This is a genomic window from Microcoleus sp. S36a_B3 (genome assembly GCF_036700745.1).
In the GTDB taxonomy this organism is placed as follows: domain Bacteria; phylum Cyanobacteriota; class Cyanobacteriia; order Cyanobacteriales; family Microcoleaceae; genus Microcoleus.
Genome location: NZ_JAUBPN010000022.1, coordinates 9,905 through 27,264, shown reverse-complemented (window position 1 = coordinate 27,264; position 17,360 = coordinate 9,905). Strand labels below are relative to the sequence as shown.

At 45.4% G+C, this 17,360-nt stretch carries 15 protein-coding genes and 1 tRNA gene; 4 read left to right on the top strand and 12 right to left on the bottom strand.

The annotated features are described in order from the left end of the window. The first annotated feature begins 133 nt into the window (after positions 1–133). A tRNA-Gly gene (locus tag QUA01_RS20790) sits at positions 134–204 on the top strand. A 184-nt stretch (positions 205–388) separates the two neighbouring features. On the opposite strand, the gene QUA01_RS20785 is transcribed toward QUA01_RS20790, so the two are convergent. The 10 genes from QUA01_RS20785 to ispD all read right to left on the bottom strand — a co-directional run bounded on the left by QUA01_RS20785 (position 389) and on the right by ispD (position 11,858). Then, on the bottom strand, positions 389–568 hold the full coding sequence (locus tag QUA01_RS20785; RefSeq protein WP_333092839.1) for a hypothetical protein: 180 nt from the start codon (positions 566–568) through the stop codon (positions 389–391). A gap of 122 nt (positions 569–690) precedes the next feature. After that, positions 691–1,020: a hypothetical protein gene (locus tag QUA01_RS20780; protein WP_333092840.1), complete on the bottom strand. Its 330-nt coding sequence runs from the start codon at positions 1,018–1,020 to the stop codon at positions 691–693. Positions 1,021–1,159: 139 nt separating this feature from the next. Continuing rightward, a complete protein-coding gene (locus tag QUA01_RS20775; protein ID WP_333133209.1) occupies positions 1,160–3,904 on the bottom strand; it encodes a DUF3854 domain-containing protein in 2,745 nt (914 codons plus the stop codon). 136 nt (positions 3,905–4,040) lie between these two features. Next, positions 4,041–4,403, bottom strand: a complete 363-nt coding sequence (locus QUA01_RS20770) for a hypothetical protein (protein ID WP_333133211.1) — start codon at positions 4,401–4,403, stop codon at positions 4,041–4,043. Between the two features lie 157 nt (positions 4,404–4,560). After that, positions 4,561–4,986: a hypothetical protein gene (locus QUA01_RS20765; protein WP_333093370.1), complete on the bottom strand. Its 426-nt coding sequence runs from the start codon at positions 4,984–4,986 to the stop codon at positions 4,561–4,563. A gap of 195 nt (positions 4,987–5,181) precedes the next feature. Beyond that, positions 5,182–6,381 carry a tyrosine-type recombinase/integrase gene (locus QUA01_RS20760; RefSeq protein WP_333093371.1) on the bottom strand — a complete coding sequence of 400 codons (1,200 nt, stop codon included), beginning with the start codon at positions 6,379–6,381 and terminating at the stop codon, positions 5,182–5,184. A gap of 655 nt (positions 6,382–7,036) precedes the next feature. Next, complete coding sequence (gene kaiC / locus QUA01_RS20755) at positions 7,037–8,599, bottom strand: circadian clock protein KaiC (protein WP_333093372.1); 1,563 nt, start codon at positions 8,597–8,599, stop codon at positions 7,037–7,039. Positions 8,600–8,794: 195 nt separating this feature from the next. Then, entirely contained in the window at positions 8,795–9,109 is a 315-nt protein-coding gene (kaiB, locus tag QUA01_RS20750) for a circadian clock protein KaiB (protein ID WP_006632119.1), read from the bottom strand. Positions 9,110–9,276: 167 nt separating this feature from the next. Then, positions 9,277–10,212: a circadian clock protein KaiA gene (locus QUA01_RS20745; protein ID WP_333093374.1), complete on the bottom strand. Its 936-nt coding sequence runs from the start codon at positions 10,210–10,212 to the stop codon at positions 9,277–9,279. Positions 10,213–11,174: 962 nt separating this feature from the next. Beyond that, positions 11,175–11,858: a 2-C-methyl-D-erythritol 4-phosphate cytidylyltransferase gene (ispD, locus tag QUA01_RS20740; RefSeq protein ID WP_333093375.1), complete on the bottom strand. Its 684-nt coding sequence runs from the start codon at positions 11,856–11,858 to the stop codon at positions 11,175–11,177. A gap of 170 nt (positions 11,859–12,028) precedes the next feature. Here ispD and QUA01_RS20735 point away from each other — a divergent pair, with 170 nt between their 5' ends. Beyond that, entirely contained in the window at positions 12,029–12,991 is a 963-nt protein-coding gene (locus tag QUA01_RS20735) for a glycosyltransferase family 9 protein (protein ID WP_333093388.1), read from the top strand. A 148-nt stretch (positions 12,992–13,139) separates the two neighbouring features. Here QUA01_RS20735 and QUA01_RS20730 read toward each other — a convergent pair whose 3' ends face one another. Further along, positions 13,140–13,859: a response regulator transcription factor gene (locus QUA01_RS20730; RefSeq protein ID WP_333093376.1), complete on the bottom strand. Its 720-nt coding sequence runs from the start codon at positions 13,857–13,859 to the stop codon at positions 13,140–13,142. Positions 13,860–13,892: 33 nt separating this feature from the next. Next, positions 13,893–14,519 carry an ATP-binding protein gene (locus QUA01_RS20725; protein WP_333093377.1) on the bottom strand — a complete coding sequence of 209 codons (627 nt, stop codon included), beginning with the start codon at positions 14,517–14,519 and terminating at the stop codon, positions 13,893–13,895. Positions 14,520–14,810: 291 nt separating this feature from the next. Here QUA01_RS20725 and QUA01_RS20720 point away from each other — a divergent pair, with 291 nt between their 5' ends. Next, positions 14,811–16,223, top strand: coding sequence for a transcriptional regulator (locus QUA01_RS20720; protein ID WP_333093379.1), 1,413 nt, complete (start codon positions 14,811–14,813; stop codon positions 16,221–16,223). A gap of 1 nt (position 16,224) precedes the next feature. Further along, positions 16,225–17,360, top strand: a 1,136-nt coding sequence (locus QUA01_RS20715) for a WD40 repeat domain-containing protein (RefSeq protein ID WP_333195127.1), incomplete at its 3' end; no start/stop codon positions are given.

The window sequence follows — 17,360 nt, the reverse complement described above, 5'->3', positions numbered from 1 at the left end:
AAAGGGAGATTTTTGGCTGGATTGGGCGATCGGGCTCCAAGTCCCGATTTAGCCCTTGGGAGGGACAACTTAAAAAATTTTGCACAGGCCTATTGCAATTTTTAGAAGCTTGTGTTATATTTGGATTCTGTGTGCGGGCATAGTTTAGTGGTAAAACTTTAGCCTTCCAAGCTAACTATGCGGGTTCGATTCCCGCTGCCCGCTTACTACACTTAAAAACCTCAAACCCACGATAAATCAACGGTTTGAGGCTTTTTATTGCCTAAATTACCAGGCATTAGGGCGTTGAGGTAACTAGAAATTGGATACAAATTAGCCACCTATCACCCTGTTGACACTAAATTGGATACAAATTGGATATGATTTTGTATCCAATTTAGACCTGTACTCAGTCCCTGTCCCCCAGTAGATCCAACACCGCCTCCATATCTGCCAAGTCAGCCCTCGACTTTTTACGCCGCCCTTTCAACTGGTTAAGCAACTCTGCCGGCTCTGGCAACTCCGCGACGGTCGGAGCTAAATTAGTTTCCCGATCGCGCTGCGCTTCCTTAAGTTCTTGCTCCAACATCTGCACCTTCAAAACCAAATCGCCGTTGCGCTCGTGTAACTGATTCAGTTCTGCGTCCCATTCTGTAAGTTGCTTGTTGGCCGCTTTTAATTCAAGCCTGAGTGATTCATCGTTGCCATCACTCAGGCTCTCAATTTTCCCAGCCGTTCCTCAATGGCGGCCATCCGCTCGATTACCGGGTCAAGTTTTGAACTTACAGCCTTGTCTACAATGTCTACAGTATTTGTAGACACGACGCTATCATTGTTTCGTGTAGACAAATCTGTAGACGGTGTAGACACATAATCGTTGCTTGCTGTAGACGGTGTAGACACCGCTGTGGACGTGCCTGACACTTCCTTGAGAATGCGTTGTGCAGCTTGATTAACCGACTCACCGTCTAACCTCTGAGCCTCTATCCAGTTTAGGAAGTGACCGGAAGCTCTAAACGATACGACTTGACTTTGACTCATTGTAGACACCTGTATACAGTATTTGTCTACAATAACAGGCGACTGTCTACACTGTCAACATTTTGTCTACAAAGTTTGTATACACAAAAATCCCCCAGTTAAGGGGGGATGGGTTTAGCCGTCAATTGTCAGTCAGCGGTTAAATTTTCCGTAGGTTGCAGAACAGCATTGAGATTATCCGTCCGCCTTTCATACCTTCTCGCTCTTGCCAGTCAACCTTGCAACTGATGCTCGTGTGGATTTCAACGATGCGGCCGTGCCAGTTGTAGCTCATATCCTCTGGATTGTTACCAGCCACTTTATCTCCAACTCTGAATGCTTTTAGCGGGTCAGAGCAGGGAGTGCCGGTGAGTAGTTCTACCAGTTTTTGCTTGTCGGAAACAGAGAGTTTAGAGAAAGAATTGCAAAAGTCTAAAATAGTTGGGAAAACTGCTTCACTTGCTTCACTTCCTTTGCTAGTAATGGTTGTAGCTTCACTCGCTGCTTCACTTGATTTAGCGAGTGAAGCAGCGAGTGAAGCTGTATCCCCGTCACTGTGGGAGAGTGAAGCAAGTGAAGCAAAAGTTTGCACAATTCCAGACAAATAGAATTGCCCTTTAAGTGGATCAAGGCTGCCACCCTCCGTATGCCGTACTTTTTGGATTTTGGGAAAAATCTCTGAAAACCTTGCAAACACTTGATTTGTGGCTTTTACAGGTGTGTCGTATTTGTTGGGTAGGTCATGCCAAATCAGCTTATCTTTGCGATCGCCATTGCCCGATTCAATTTCTAGTGTCCCGGTTTCTACGTACCACTCTTGCAGTCGCTCCCACAAATCCTTAATGTAGATGCGGCCGCCAGATTGTACCTCAATGCCAGCGTCACGGACAAACTGCCAGAGGTGGCGGCTTTCCTCCTGAGCCTTCTGCATCGCTTCCTTGGTTGCTTTGTAGTCGATACCCTCGGAAAGTAGCAGCGGCCACCGCTCCAACATCTTGTTGAGCATAGCGGGTGCAATCTGTTCCAAAATGAACTTTTCGTCATCCTTAAACCGCGGGTCAGCTTCTAATTGCCCCTCAGAAGCGATCGCATTTTTGGCGTAAGTCTTTTCAAAATTCAGAATTCCGTAACGGCCATCGATCGCCTCGGTTCCTCCGGTGATGGATGGCAACTTATTGCAATTAGCAAAGAAAGTAGCAATCGGCTTGTATTCGTGACTGTCCTTACCTTTGGGCTCAATGTCGATTGGGTCGCCAGTAATGAACTGCTTGAGACTCTGAATATTATCTAGGTCTACTTTTGCAGTGTTCTCTGAAGCCCAGTTACAGACACCCCCTAGCAGGCCGGACAGATTAAACTTGCGGCCAGTATCATAGGCTCTGAAGTCAGACAAAGACTTTCCAGTCATTCCATTCCCATAAACGGCAGCGAGCACGGCGCGTAAAGTGTCCTTACCATTGGAGCCTTCACCGTGGCAGAGCAAGCCTTTTACACCCCGCCCCGTCAACTTTGATCGCACCAGTTTTAGGTTGAGTGCAGCAGCAGCCGTCCGCAGGAAAATTTCTCGCTGGGATAGCTCCAAACATTCTAAAAGGCGATCGCAATCTGCCGGGTCAATAGTGGGGTCATACTTACACCCGACATAGGTATAGATGTTTTTTGGATCATGTGGCTCTACCTTGTAAGAGCCGTCAGGATTGACTTTAATTACCCCATTAAGGGTATTCAACCCGTCAGGATTAATAGTGTTTGGATCTACCGCAAACCCTGCAATTACCCAGTCATAAACCTGGTTAATGCTTGCAGAATTTGCATATTTCTTGCGAGGGACTGATCGAACCATCTCAACGTAATTACTCAGATAGTCTCGAATACGTCGCTTCTCTACCACCTCTAAGCGCAATTCATAATGAGTGCCAGTGAATCGATAAAGTAGTCCCGCGATAGATACCCAATGGCCTTCCGAATAAAGAGATTCCTCAGCTTTCAGTACAAAGTTTTGCTCTCCGACAGGTGCTGTGTCTGGGATGTAGTCACTTCCACTACTAGAAGATGACAAAGATACTACATTCCCATGTGTGCGCGGGTGAGGAGTTAAAGAAATATTAGGGTTAGAAGCGTCATTTTTGCGATCGCTTTTTTTGAGCTGTTTTTCCCATTTGACCAAGGTTGGCGCGTCCGCCACGGCTTCCTTGAAAGCGTCAGCACCGTTAGCTTTGATGAAATCATCCATCCCCTTAAACTCGGTATCCCAAACCGTGATACGTACCTCACAGCCGTGCTCTGCCAGCAAGTAAGCGAACTTCAGAATGGCTGCACGGCAAGATTTGTTGCCCGCGTAGTCAGAGTCAAAGTCTATGTAGTGAACGGTTCCGGGTTGCGCCCAATCCTTCACTAAGTAAGCCAGCTCTCCGTCCTTGCCCCAATTCCAAACACCCGTAAGTGCAATGGTTGCGAGTTCAATACTCAACCCAGCCCCGGCTTTTTTAACTCCCTCTGTCCAGTGGCGGGGAATGGATGTGTCAGCGTGAACCTTTGCCCAATAGTCTCTATCAGGCATCGCTAGGAAAATTGCATCAGGCTCTGCCCCGCTGGCAGTGAGATATTTGCGCGGCTTAGAATCTTTTGGTTGGTGCGGTCTGTCTGGTTTCGCTTGACCGAATAAGTTCCCAGCGCGTTGACCGTTTCGCCACTGAACGCCTCGACACCACCATCCCGCAGTTTTAATCGCTTCTTTGGGGCGAACGCGCTCGTTGAGTTCTTCGGCGGTTAGCGATTCGATATTGAGACGGGCGATCGCTTCTGATACGGCTGAACCTTCAACCCACTCGGCGAGGTGTTTTGGGTTGACAGGAGCTGGTACTAGGAATGAGGAAAAATTGCTGCTATCATTGAGTGCAGACATGATTATTGCCCGACCTCTAGCCGGGAATGATTCCAAAAAGCCGTTGCAATCCTGGTTCCAATAGAAGAGCAGCGGTTTTTTGGTGTTTACTTAGTTTTTTGGAAAATTTAGAGCATAGGAGGAACCGCCCCGCGCGTTAGATTGCGGGTGCGATTAAGCTGTCGTTGCGGGCACAGCCACCTATTTCGATATCTGGTATGGGGATAAACCGCTTAGGCGGGCCGCGAGTAATCTTTGTTTTCGGGAGTTCCTTTTTGACGGGTAGGGCAAGCTCTCCAGCGTCGGCGTAGACAAAAACATGAACGAGTGAAAGACCTGATACCAGGCACGACAAAGATGTCGCGTAGAGCGGTGTTTTTAGCAACGCACGTATTTGTGCTCTCACAACGCAAAAGATCTGTTGCCAATGCTGCCACTGAGCGGGGGATGTCATCCTTCTATAACGTCGCAAGAATGAAATCACCGTGTCGCTCGGTTGAGGACGGCACAGTAATGACATGACTCTTTTTGCAAACGTTATTGTATCCATGTGGTTATTTTACCTCTGGAGTCACGAGTGAGTTTTCCTGTTTCAACACGAACCAGAAACGAAATGAAACTTGCTCGTCGGGTTTAAAGGGAAAAGCACGCGACGACGCGCTCCTGGCCTGCTTTTTTCAAACCTCTAAAACAGGGTGGTGCGGTTGGTGCGAAACGCCGAAAGGCTGGTGCACTAATGGTGCGGTGTTTGGTGCGGTTGGTGCGGTGTTTGGTGCGGTTGGTGCGGTGTTTGGTGCGGTTGGTGCGGTTGGTGCGGTCGAGTCAAGTCTCAAGTTACCACCGATAACGAGATGCCCGTCAAAACAGGGATAACAAAAATCTGGGCCCTGTCCGCTTGTCCAATCGACAAGATAAGCCCAAACTTGCTTGCGGGGATGCCAGCAGACTCCGACTACTTCACCAAACTCAATACATTCTTTCTCGAACTCGTCGATCCAGTGGTCGCTTACCTTGTCACCAATGACAAAATCAGGGCTAGGGAGACTGGCAGGCTGCGTTAAAAATTGCGATCGCCCATTAGGGAAATCAGTTGAATGTGACATAATAATTTAGTTCCAAACGTTGGAATAGAACGGTTTGGGGAAGTCGTGGTTTGTTCGGTGTTACTAGCACCGCGCAACCGCGCAACAATCTTCCTTAGTTACTCACGATTGCAGACTTACAATCCCTTGTCAACAGGTGCGACTGTAAAGTTTTGTCTCGCAAAAGTTGCCCATAGAATCAACATATTAACAGCATCAAAGCGGGCGTAAATGCTCTAAAATCTTGCCGTCTAAATACACAGAATTAATCACTTTCTCCGACGTGTCGCACCACTTAGCCACAACCGCACTCGGTACGCCTTTACCAACCTGTTCGCTGATAAAAGTATCCCGACAAGAATAAGGCGTAGTTGTCTTGCAATCCTGTTGACTTTGCCGACTGCTTTGGGTAATCGGGTCAACCAGCTTATGCCATACCTGCTTAGTGAAATTGTTGTAATTAATCGCCCCGCCCTTAATCGGTGACGGAAAAACCAATCTATCCTTGTCAGTCAGGTTTAGTGGCTTAATACTTTTCAACAACTGAATCAGTTCTTGATTGCAAGGGAATTTACGCCGCTTGTTGTTTTTACTGCCGTCAACCCTTGTCTCCTTACCGCTTGGGTGTTGTACGCTACCGTTAAACACAATGTGAGAAAAGTCAGGAGCAACGTCACACCACCTCAACCCCACAGCCTCGGACGGACGGCATCCAGTCAGCAGCCAGAATTGCACCATAGGGTAGTAAAAACAAAGCTTTTGCCCGGTTTCCCCTCTCCCGTTCCAAGTCCCTCTGTGATTCTTAAAAGCCTCCAACACCAGCTCTTTCTCTTGAGCTGTAAAAGCATTAGGCTCTGGGTCACTTTCCCATTTGTGCTTAGGCAACTCTGCCGACATCCCCTCAAACGGGGAAGCAGTTAAGCCCCTCACAATCTTGAACTTAATCCCCCACTTAACCGCTGCATTGAGATGCGTTAAAACCCGTTTTGTCATGCTGTTGGTTGTATCTTCTAGCAGCCACGCGCGTACCTGCAAAGCACAGTCCTCCGACAGAGGCTGGCAAGGGCAACGGTCAACATAACTCTGAATGCCCGTCACCATATAATTGAACGTTGTTGTCTTGAGTGTGGGCTTCTTGAACTCCAAATATCTCTCAAACAACTGAGTCAGTGTCAGTTCTGGCTTAGGCTTGATTGTCTCAACAACGGTCAAGTGAGTTTGTGACTTGTACTTTTTGAGCGTGGGGTCAAACCGCTCAAACTTGATATCAGATTCAATCAACTGTGCTTTAGCCTCTGCCAGTTTCCAGTTTTCGGCGGTGTCCGCTAAGTTTAGGGACATATATTTGCGACTGCCATCGTACAGTTGCCTAGGTAACTGCAATCGCAGCCTACCTTGAAAAGTTTGAACAACCACTGACCCTTTTTTTGCCCTGCTAGGGGGATTCGTCATCCTATGTACCAATTACGATGACGATATGATAGCGAATTTTGGATACAAATTGGATACAAAATACTTGGCTCGATTTTCGGTTAAAGCTGGAAGCCTTGACCTGTATAGTGATATAGCTTATTATCTGGTTGCCTTCCAAGCTAACTATGCGGGTTCGATTCCCGCTGCCCGCTTACTACACTTAAAAACCTCAAACCCACGATAAATCAACGGTTTGAGGTTTTTTATTTCCCCAATTACGAAGAATTAGGGGGTTGAGGTGAGTATCATCGGCGGTTTGGGGAATGTCTAGCAATACGGTTCTGATATCAAATCCTCTCTTCATCGGAATAGTAAATTCACTGTTGACAGTTAACCGTTAACAGTTAACCGTTAACATCATGTATGATTGCAACCGGAATTGATATGACTTGCTTGGCTACCTCTAATGTGATGTCCGATCGATTAGACTAACAAAAATGGATCGCGCGTACATCCTGGAGTCCGCAACCCAAGAACGGACTCGCATTCCGCACTACGAACCAATTTCGTCATTGTCAATCGACCGTACAGGGTATGAGTTTCTCAACAACAGTTATAAAGTGTTTGCTAAGAGCACCCTAAAACCGACTGTTTGCTATTAAATATCGTCATCATCTGGGCCCTGTACCCCCTGAATAATCCGCGATAACTCACTCTTCTCATTAATCGCAATCCGAGTCGGAGAACCGCTGATGACCCGTTCGTAGCCACGGAACGAATCTTTAATTTGCGGCCCCCGTTCAGTAATCGTATATTCCCGAATCCCTTTGTCGTGCCACGAACCGCGCATCTTAAACACATTAATTGCCCGCGACATTTCCCCGCGAATTTCTACATACTGCAGCATGATAATCGTGTCAGTAATCGTAGAAATATGGGAGTCAGTAATCGAATGAGAACCCATAAACTGATCGCTGGTATTTGTAAAAAAGCCAGTGATTTCTTCCTGCTTCGCAAAACCAGTTACTCCGATTACAAATTGCCTAAAAGCATTATTACTAACACCCCTAGCTAAGGCCGACAGCGAGTCAATAGCAATTCGAGAAGGTTTGAATTCCGCAATTTCTGATTTAATCGTCTGCAAGTGGTCTTCCAAACCCGCAGATTCCGGGTAAGTACACAGCAGTTTTAGCAGTCCTTTCTGTTCCATTTCTTCAAAATCAATGCCCCAAGAATAAGCATTGCGGAACAACTGAGCCCGCGATTCTTCATAGGCAAAAAGCAGCGCCCGATTGCCGTTCATGCAAGCATTTTGCAAGAATTTGCTTACCAACAAGGTTTTGCCGGTTCCCGTTGCACCCGTAGCTAAAATAATCGAGTCTTTAAAGAAACCGCCGCCGCACATCTCGTCGAGAGTTTTATCGCCGGAAGAAACCCGCACGTTAGAAGACTTTTGAGTTAATCGCATCGCTCCCAATGGGAAAATATTAATGCCGTCATTAGTCATAGTAAAAGGATATTCGCCTTTCATGTGAGTTGTACCGCGCAACTTCAAAATTTCCATTGTGCGGCGGCGGCGTTCCCCTTCTAAAACGTTGCGAACAATTACTACATTATCCGATACAAATTCTTCCACTCCAAACCGCGCCACTGGGCCGTATTCTTCCAGCCTTTCGGTAGTCATAACTGTAGTTGCGCCTACTTGTTTGAGGCGCGCAACTAAGCGAAAAATTTCTCGGCGCACTACCGATGCAGCGTCGTACTGCTGAAATACTGCTGTCACTGAATCTATAGAAACGCGCTTGGCTTTGTACTTGCGAATGGCGTATTGAATCCGTTCGATTAAGGCTGATAAATCAAAATTTCCCACGATATCCTGACCTTCTGGATCGGGGGAAGCGTCCAAAATAAATAGCTTGCCTTCATCGATTAATTTTGCCAGATCCCAACCGAAACTGCACGCATTTTTAATAATATCTGTCGGTGATTCTTCAAAAGTTACGAGGACTCCCGGTTCGTCAAAATGGGTGATTCCGTTATAGATAAATTGTACGGCGAATAAAGTTTTTCCTGTTCCTGATGTGCCGCTGACTAGGGTGGTTCTGCCGACTGGCATTCCGCCGTGACTGATGTCGTCAAAACCTTCAATCATCGTGCGAATTTTTTCAACTCCTGCAGTTGCATTTTTTTCTGGTTGTACTGTTTGAATAATTTCATTCATATCGATTTTTGTGAACTCTCAGTATTCTTTAGTTGTGAATCATTAACTTTTATAGTGGTGTCCGCGTTCGCACTGGCTTATATAACCCGCGCGAACGGGGACAGTTCTATAACAAAAAAATGCTTTTTACAAAAATGAGATGCTCCCATAACTAATAACTAATCACTGCTGACTAATGACTGTCACCCGCTCGTCTTATGAATTCAGGTCTTCTTCGCGGAGTTCTTCATAGAGCAAATCTAATCCTATCAGAACTTTCTCGCGATCGGACAAATCGCCAATAATTTTTCGCACCGGGGGCGGCAGGATTTTCGCCAGAGTCGGGGTTGCCAAAATTTTGTCCTCTTCTGCGAGTTGAGGATTTTTGAGAACGTCTATGACTTTCAGGGCGTATACTCCTTGAAATTCTTGTTCTAGGATGTCCTTTAGGGTTTTCAAAGCTCGCACTGAGTTGGGAGTATTTCCAGCAACATAGAGCTTGAGAACGTAGGTTTTTTTGAGAGGACTCATGAACTTTTATAGATGTTGAGTATGAGTTGTCAGATGTTAGTTGTAGTGGTTATTTGTGTTAAGTCTGCTGTTCTTTGTTATTTTATAATAATTGCTGCTTTCCGATCGCCCGATCGAACGTCTTCTCCTTTCTGTTTTGGTAAATTTTAGCTTCTGCTTTCTTCCTTCTACTCTCTAGGTTTAGATGTCTCTTTGGGAATCGATCGCCTGTACATTTCGCACAGATGAGCGATCGCGTCAATCAGAGTCAAGCGGTAATCGAGCAATATTTCCTCGCTGCGTCCTTCTAATTTTAGCTGTTTAGCAAACTCCTCCATCAACTCCATATGAATTTCTACAAGTTGAGTCACGGGAACGTCTGCAAAAAAAGCCAAATTGACAAATTCATCTATTTGATTGTTGACTGCAGTATCTTCAGAAAAATAATGCAAAACGATGTCGCGATAACTTGACTTGAGTTGCTCCAAGAACTTTTGCTTGTCTGACTCAGACAGATTTCGCAAAAAAATCTGGGAATTTCTTTTATAATACACACCTAAGTATCCTAATCGCTCCCGTAATTTTTCCGCAAGTCGCCGCTGCTGCCGGCTTAGCAAACTTTGAGCAGTCAATAGGGTTGTCGGATCGACTTTTGCGGATCGATCGTTGAGAGGAACTAAAGTTGAAAGTTTGAGAAATTGCCCGATCGCCCGATCGATAGCTGCAGTTATTTCGCTCGATCGGGCGATCGGCAGTTGCACCTCCGCAGGGTGGTAAAAAAAAGTACAACTTTGATCTTGACTCTTGTCGGCGTTACTGGGCTGCGTCTCAAAACTATCTGAAAGTGGTGCTTCGGGTATTTCATCCTTCCCCGGCTGGGGCGAAAAAATCACAGCAGGCAATAAGAGCGATCGTTCTTGCAGCTTGCTGAGAAGTTCGCGCCGATCTCCATCTACCTCAACAACCAAACAATCGAGGTGATAACTGTGCTTCAGGAATCCCAAAAACTCCACCGCCGACTTGATGTGGGTTAAAGCATAGCGATCGCCCCTCAAAAGCTCGATCGCCGAGCCTGCGAGTTCCTGTGAGCGGACAAAAATACCGATCGACAGTTGAGGAAGCAAAGCTGTAGGTGAAACACCTAAGTTGCCCGAAAGTGCTGGATCGCTCAGAGTTGATATCTCCTTTACAAAAAACTTAACATTTAAAAACTCATCGAAAACCTAACCGACTATCAATACTTTCAGCCATTTAGCAGGCACTCTCTAGGAACGGTCTAGCAAAACACCGTTTTTAGATGCCTTCAGACCTTACAGGGACTGACTTGCTACTTACAGTGTCGCTTAGTTGCTACCGCCATACAAGCAAACTCATCTAGAAATAGTCTAGAGTTTGGTTACTTGGCGCAAAAAAACCCGCTGGCTTTGTGTCATGAACGGGCAAATTTAGGTCAAGCGCTGTTCGCTCTCATCCTGATTTCGTTTTTAGGCCCCCAAATTAGGCAGGGCTGATTCAACCCCTTAAAATAAGTAGAATGTCAAGCATCTAGGAAATGAAAAAAATCACTACAAATCTGATTGAACAAATGGGGAGAATCTGTGTTTTGCATGGGGGCATCTGTGTTTTGCCTTTGAGCGTGTTCCGCTCGCGTATTGTACAACTCGCTCTTCGGGGACAGCACTATCACAAAAAAAATGCTTTTTGCAAAACACAGATGCTCCCAATACATTTATATAGTGCTCCATAAAAAAAATGCTTTTTACAAAACACAGATGCTCCCCAACAAACAACAAACTCCCTCGCGCCGTCAAAAATAACTAGCAAAAAAAACGAATTATTCCTCCCCAAAAAGTGTCAGTCGATTTGAGATTTTCCATTTTTCGATTTGAAATTTACTTGCTGCTGGGTGAATCACCGGAGCTTGAACTGGGGTATAAAATTTAAATTTTTCCACGGTAGTAGGTGGCACGGTCTCCGTTTTTGGGTGCAAAAAGCGAAAAAAATAGGTTTATGAAAGAAGAAGAAGCGGCAGTTTGAACCGCTTCTTTTTTGAGCAAACCCGTACCGGAAGTTTGTTGAAGATAATTTATCCGAATCTTTGGCGCAAAATGAATTCTGCTACGCTCAAATCAACGGGCGTTGTCACCTTCAAATTTGTCTCTTCTCCCTCAACAATTCGCACGGCTAAACCGCATTTTTCAAACAAAGCTGCATCGTCTGTAACTTCCCAACCCTTTTGTCGCCCTTGTTCGTGACACTGCTTTAATAATTTCACTTCAAATCCTTGGGGAGTCTGGGCCGCCCACAAATTGCTTCTGTCCGGCGTGTCTCGCACAATCCTAGACTCGTCCACCACCTTAATGGTATCCTTGACCGGGACGGCGACAATCAAGCCCGGACAGCCCAACAGAGCCTCGGCAGATCGATCGAACAATTCAGGAGTTGCCAAACACCTAGCGCCGTCGTGAATCAACACTCGATCGGCATTTGGTGGCAAAGCCTGCAAACCGTTGTAAACTGACTCTTGCCTGGTAGCCCCTCCTAGAATCAGTTCCACAGGCTTGATCAAAGCTAAGTCGGCCAGAATTGCCTTAAAATCTGGAAAATCGTCAGGCTGTCCCATGATGCCGATCCAACTAATCTGCTGCGAAGCTTCAGCAGCAGCCAAAGTCCAACTCAGCAAAGGTTTAGAGAGCAAATTCAGCAGCAGTTTATTCCGCTGACTCCCCATCCGTCGCCCCGAACCTGCTGCAGGAATTAATAAGTGCATTAAGTAACCCTTCTTCACCCAACTAGGTATATATTAAGAGCGTCCTGTACTTTTGGGTCAGTTGTTTAGCTGTCAGCCAGTAGCTTTTAAAGTCTAGAAATACTATAAGCTGATAGCTGAAGACCGATCGCTGAGAGCTACCTAGATAGATAATAGCCCGATCGTTTATGATGCGAATACTAGCACTTGTCCCTGGCGGGATTGGCGACCAAATTTTATTTTTCCCCACCCTTGATGACCTCAAGCAGTCTTATCCCGACGCGCAAATTGATGTCATCGTGGAACCGAGGGCAAAGGGTGCTTACCGAGTCTGCAAATCCGTCAAAGAAGTCTTGACGTACAATTTCAAAGACCGCAACGCTATGGCAGATTTGGGCAATTTACTGGGCGTAATTCGCGATCGCGAATACGAAGCAGTTGTTTCCCTCGGCCAGCGGTGGACTGTAGGGCTGCTGCTGTGGCTGACCGGCATTCCGCAGAGAGTTGGCTATTCTGGAACTAACGGCGCTCGATTTCTCACCGATGCCGTACCTCTAAAAACTGACCAGTACGCTGCCTCAATGTATCACGATTTGCTGCAAGGATTCAACATTAAAAATCCTTGTCCGCCCCTGGCAATTAATGTACCAAAACAGGATATTCAGTGGGCGGAAGCCGAACAGCAGCGGTTGGGGGTAAAAGAAAGCGGCTACATTCTAATTCACGGCGGTTCGAGTCAATTAGCTGTGTCTAAAGGTATTGACAAAATTTACCCTACAGACAAATGGAAGCAAATAATTGAAGATTGTCAGCAGCGGCAGCCTAATTTGCCTGTTGTTGTTGTGAAAGGCCCCGAAGATGCAGACTTCGTGACAAAGTTAGTCGAGTTATGTCCGAATGTAAAAGTTATCTCGCCGGATGATGTCGGCAAGTTGGCTGCTACCATTGCTGCTGCTAATTTGATGATATGTACTGACAGTGCGCCGATGCACTTAGCTGTGGCGGTTCAAACTTATACAATAGCTTTGTTTGGCCCGACTGAACCGGCGAAATTGTTGCCAAAGAGCGATCGATTTTTGGGGATTAAATCTCCTACTGGCAAAATGGCGGACATCTCTCCTCAAGATGTTTTGAAGAAGGTTTGGGGCGGCTAAAAACTAGGATATCTTCGGTAGGGAAACGGCATTGCCGTGTCCCTACAATTAATCCGAGGATGGTTGAATTTATCGTGGAGTGCGATGGCGTTCCGCCCCGCAAGCTACGATCATTTTGGGGTAGGGGAACGGCATTACTGTGTCCTCCTTAGCAAATTTTTATTGCCGTGTGCTGGGGCGGCTCAAACCTGTAACCGTAACCCCGAATAGTTTTAATAAACTGCGATCCAGTAGGATCAACTTGAATCATTTTCTTGCGAATCTGAGCGATATGTACGCTAACAAGTTTGCCTTCTTCTGTGTCGTTGCAGTTCCACCCCCAGATTTTTTGGATTAACTGTTGGCGACTCCAAGATTGACCGGAATGACTTGCCAAAAAATACAAAATATTAAATTCCAAGGTTGTTAACTTGATCGTGCGATCGTTGAGTGTTGCTTCCCGGCGCTCTGAATCGATCGCGAATTGATCGAATACGATACGTGATGGAGTGACAAGCCTCATGCGTCTCAACACAACTTCGATACGAATTGCTAACTCCGCCAGACCAAATGGTTTGCAGATATAGTCATCAGCACCAGCAGATAGCACTTTCAGTCGATCGGCTTCATCGGTGCGGCTGCTTAGCATTACCACAAAAACATTAGTACGGCGCTGCATTTCCTGGCAGAGGTGATAGCCTGTAGTATCTGGCAAATTCCAATCAAGAACTACTAGCACTGGTTTGAATTCCTCAAACAATTCTAAAGCACTATCGCCATCTGCTGCCGAATTTACGTGATATTTCTGATTTAAAAAGCGATGAACTAGATTGCGGATGGCTGGGTCATCATCCACAACCAGAATTTTGGGGGTAGTATCAACAACCATAACAAAAATATCTCTTTCTTTTGTTAATGAAATTTAGTAAAACGTAAAGCCCAGCTCGTTCCAGCTAAACAGATTTTTTTCGGGCAATTCTTCTTTTAACTTCGCTTTCAGGTCAAACAACTGTCCCCAATCCCAAATTTTGATTTCTAGGCGATCGGCAAAAACTGCGATCGCAAGCTCAATCGGAGTTTCTGAGGGTAGAGTTTTGTGTGCGTGGCGAACAGCATTGGTAAACCCTTCAATCGCTGCAAGTTTGCACTGTTGCAAAACTGCTTCGGGAATTGTTTGTAGATTCTCTAAAAAAAACTGCTCAATCCACCATAAAACTTGAGTTACACCCTTGATATCCGACTTTAGTTGCAGGCTTATTTTTTGGAGTGGTTGATTAGAAGAATTTCGAGCGGACTGAGGAGTGAGTTGCTCTTGAAGCCAGTTAAAGCTGTTCAAAACATCGATCGCCCGCTTAAAATAACCAGCTTGAGTGCTAGGTTGGGGTGGTACTGGCTGAAAATATTTGATAATTAACAAACAGTTTCGACCGTCAAAGGTGCGGGTATAACTTAGCTCATCGGCAATTTTGCCCATAAGTTTTATACCTATTCCACTTGATGGAATTTCATCGATGTCAGAGTGCGAGTTGCCGAACAAGTTAAAATTCATTTGACTGACCTCTCTTGTTTATCAAAACTTGTTTTTGTGTCTTGATAAAATCATGGCATCAATTTAATTGAGTGAAGTTGACCAGAGGTATAAACTTAGGTCTATTAGAGGTCGGTATAATCAAAGTATACTCAAGGTATAATTAAACTACTGTCATGCAGAGTCCTTATCCTTCACAAGGCTCAGGACTGCGAAGCATCCCAGCCGTCTCAGAGATCCTTGGCAAGGCTCAGGATGATTTAAGTGCATGATGCGTAAGTTGTAATAAAGTTGAATAAGGGGTTAACCTAGATGGATTGGCAAACATTCCTGAGTGGCGAATCTGGGAGACATGGATTATCGATGGAACAAACCGAAACATTACTAGCAGCACTCATCTCTCCTGAAAGAGAACCCCAAAATCAGACACAGCTTTCATTAAAATTCAGCATATCAGAAGCTACTGTAAAACAGCGAATGGGAGAGATTTACAGTAGGTTTTCAGCCAGTTTTCCTGAACTCGATCACCACGCAGGTGCAGGTAAGTTGAGGATTCTGCGGAGTAGATTAATACAGAAGTATTCTCAACCATCACAACCAGTAGTTGCTCCCTATCCTGAAGAATTTAGATCGTTAATAGAAGAAAAAATTCGCAGGTTTTGCGGCCGCCAATTTGTTTTTGATACGTTTCAGCAATTCATCACCGAAAATCCTCACGGTTATTTTACGATCGTCGGGGATGCAGGAATGGGCAAAAGCTCGATCGCAGCCAAATACGTCTGGGAACATAAATCTCCCTGCTATTTCAATATTCTCGTCGAACGTCGCAACCGACCAGAATTGTTTTTGAAGAGCATTCGTCGGCAATTAATTGACCGCTATCAATTGCAAAATTCAGAAGACGCCGATTTACCAACTTTACTGGCACAGGTGGCGGGAAAACTCACGGCGGGCGATCGTTTGGTAATTGCAATTGATGCACTGGATGAAGTCGAACAAGAACCGGGAGGTAATCTTTTACATTTACCGAAAAATCTGCCCAATAACGTATATTTTTTGCTGACTAGGCGACCCTATAGCCTCGATAAAAAGCGGTTGTTAGTAGATGTTCCCGAAGAAGAGTTAGATTTAAGAGACGAAGAGTATGTCAATGATAATCAGGATGATATCAAAGAATATATTCGGTTTGTTATCAAGACCGATTCAGACAAAAATGGGTTGAACAACTGGATTCAAACCCGCAACATTGCCGATACAACTTTTGTCGAGCAAGTGGCAAGCAAAAGCGAAAACAATTTTATGTATTTGCGGTATGTTTTGCCAGCAATTGCTAAGGGCGATTACAATGACTTGAGTTTAAAGGAATTGCCAGACGGGCTGCAAGAGTATTATCAAAGCCATTGGGTGGGAATGGAGATGGAAGCTGAGCCAGGGCAATTGATGGAGAATGTCTTGTATATTTTACTAGAGATTGGCACGCCGATTCCCTGCGAGATGATTGCTGGAATTACAAAGGTGGATGAATGTGACGTGGGAAAGGTTTTAGAATATAAGTGGGTTGAGTATTTGAAAAAGCAGAATGTAGAGGGAGAAATCTGCTACACCATTTATCATGCTAGTTTCCTTGACTTTCTGAAAAGCAAACGGGAGATGGATTCAAAGCGGAAGATGTTTAAGGAAGTAAATCAACGGATTACTGAGTATTTAGAAGAGGGGATGGCGTGATATGGAAAAATTTGCTGACAAGTTAGCGGCCAAACCACTTTTCTATCAACGTGCTTATCTGGGCAGCTTACTGCCCAATCATGTTAAGTCAGGGAATTTAGAAAAGTATTATCAAAAACTGACTGATTTTAACTTTCTGATAGCAAAGATTCAGCATCCTGAGTTTGGGGGGCAGGCACTGATTGATGATTTCGATTTGGTTGACGCTTCAGAATCATTAAGTCACCCAGAATACAACTCAGAAAAAGCGAAATCCCTGAACTTGATTCAAAGGACACTGAGGTTGTCGGCACATATTTGGGTTCGAGATCGGACGCAACTGGCAGGGCAATTGTTAGGTCGCTTACTGTACTTTGAAATGCCTCCGATTCAGGCAATGCTGGAGGTAGCAAAGCAGTGGAAAGCAGCAGCTTGGTTGCGTCCTTTGACACCCTGTTTAACTCCCCCTCGCAGGGGATTGCTACGCACCATTGAAGGTCACAGCAACTCGGTAAATGCAGTCGCTGTCATTGCTGATGGCAAGCAGGCAATTTCTGGTTCAGGAGACAACACCCTCAAAGTCTGGGATTTAACAACTGGAAAAGAACAGTTTACTCTCAATGGTCACAGCGGCTCGGTCAATGCAGTAGCCGTCACCCCCGATGGCAAGCAGGCAATTTCTGGTTCATCGGACAACACCCTCAAAGTCTGGGATTTAACAACTGGAAAGGAACAGTTTACTCTCAATGGTCACAGCGGCTCGGTCAATGCAGTAGCCGTCACCCCCGATGGCAAGCGGGGGATTTCTGGTTCATATGATAAAACCCTCAAAATCTGGGATTTAACAACTGGAAAGGAACAGTTTACTCTCAATGGTCACATAGGCTCGGTCAATGCAGTAGCCGTCACCCCCGATGGCAAGCGGGCGATTTCTGGTTCATATAATAAAACCCTCAAAGTCTGGGATTTAACAACTGGAAAGGAACAGTTTACTCTCAATGGTCACACCAGTTGGGTATATGCAGTAGCCGTCACCCCCGATGGCAAGCGGGCGATTTCTGGTTCATATAATAAAACCCTGAAAGTCTGGGATTTAACAACTGGAAAGGAACAGTTTACTCTCAATGGTCACACCAGTTGGGTATATGCAGTAGCCGT

What these genes read in the sequence shown, in the direction of transcription:
- kaiC (WP_333093372.1), bottom strand. Translation starts at nt 8,599, where the DNA reads ATGAATGAAATTATTCAAACAGTACAACCAGAAAAAAATGCAACTGCA.
- QUA01_RS20770 (WP_333133211.1), bottom strand. Translation starts at nt 4,403, where the DNA reads ATGTCATTACTGTGCCGTCCTCAACCGAGCGACACGGTGATTTCATTC.
- QUA01_RS20785 (WP_333092839.1), bottom strand. Translation starts at nt 568, where the DNA reads ATGTTGGAGCAAGAACTTAAGGAAGCGCAGCGCGATCGGGAAACTAAT.
- kaiB (WP_006632119.1), bottom strand. Translation starts at nt 9,109, where the DNA reads ATGAGTCCTCTCAAAAAAACCTACGTTCTCAAGCTCTATGTTGCTGGA.
- QUA01_RS20725 (WP_333093377.1), bottom strand. Translation starts at nt 14,519, where the DNA reads ATGAATTTTAACTTGTTCGGCAACTCGCACTCTGACATCGATGAAATT.
- QUA01_RS20730 (WP_333093376.1), bottom strand. Translation starts at nt 13,859, where the DNA reads ATGGTTGTTGATACTACCCCCAAAATTCTGGTTGTGGATGATGACCCA.
- ispD (WP_333093375.1), bottom strand. Translation starts at nt 11,858, where the DNA reads ATGCACTTATTAATTCCTGCAGCAGGTTCGGGGCGACGGATGGGGAGT.
- QUA01_RS20735 (WP_333093388.1), top strand. Translation starts at nt 12,029, where the DNA reads ATGCGAATACTAGCACTTGTCCCTGGCGGGATTGGCGACCAAATTTTA.
- QUA01_RS20780 (WP_333092840.1), bottom strand. Translation starts at nt 1,020, where the DNA reads ATGAGTCAAAGTCAAGTCGTATCGTTTAGAGCTTCCGGTCACTTCCTA.
- QUA01_RS20775 (WP_333133209.1), bottom strand. Translation starts at nt 3,904, where the DNA reads ATGTCTGCACTCAATGATAGCAGCAATTTTTCCTCATTCCTAGTACCA.
- QUA01_RS20765 (WP_333093370.1), bottom strand. Translation starts at nt 4,986, where the DNA reads ATGTCACATTCAACTGATTTCCCTAATGGGCGATCGCAATTTTTAACG.
- QUA01_RS20720 (WP_333093379.1), top strand. Translation starts at nt 14,811, where the DNA reads ATGGATTGGCAAACATTCCTGAGTGGCGAATCTGGGAGACATGGATTA.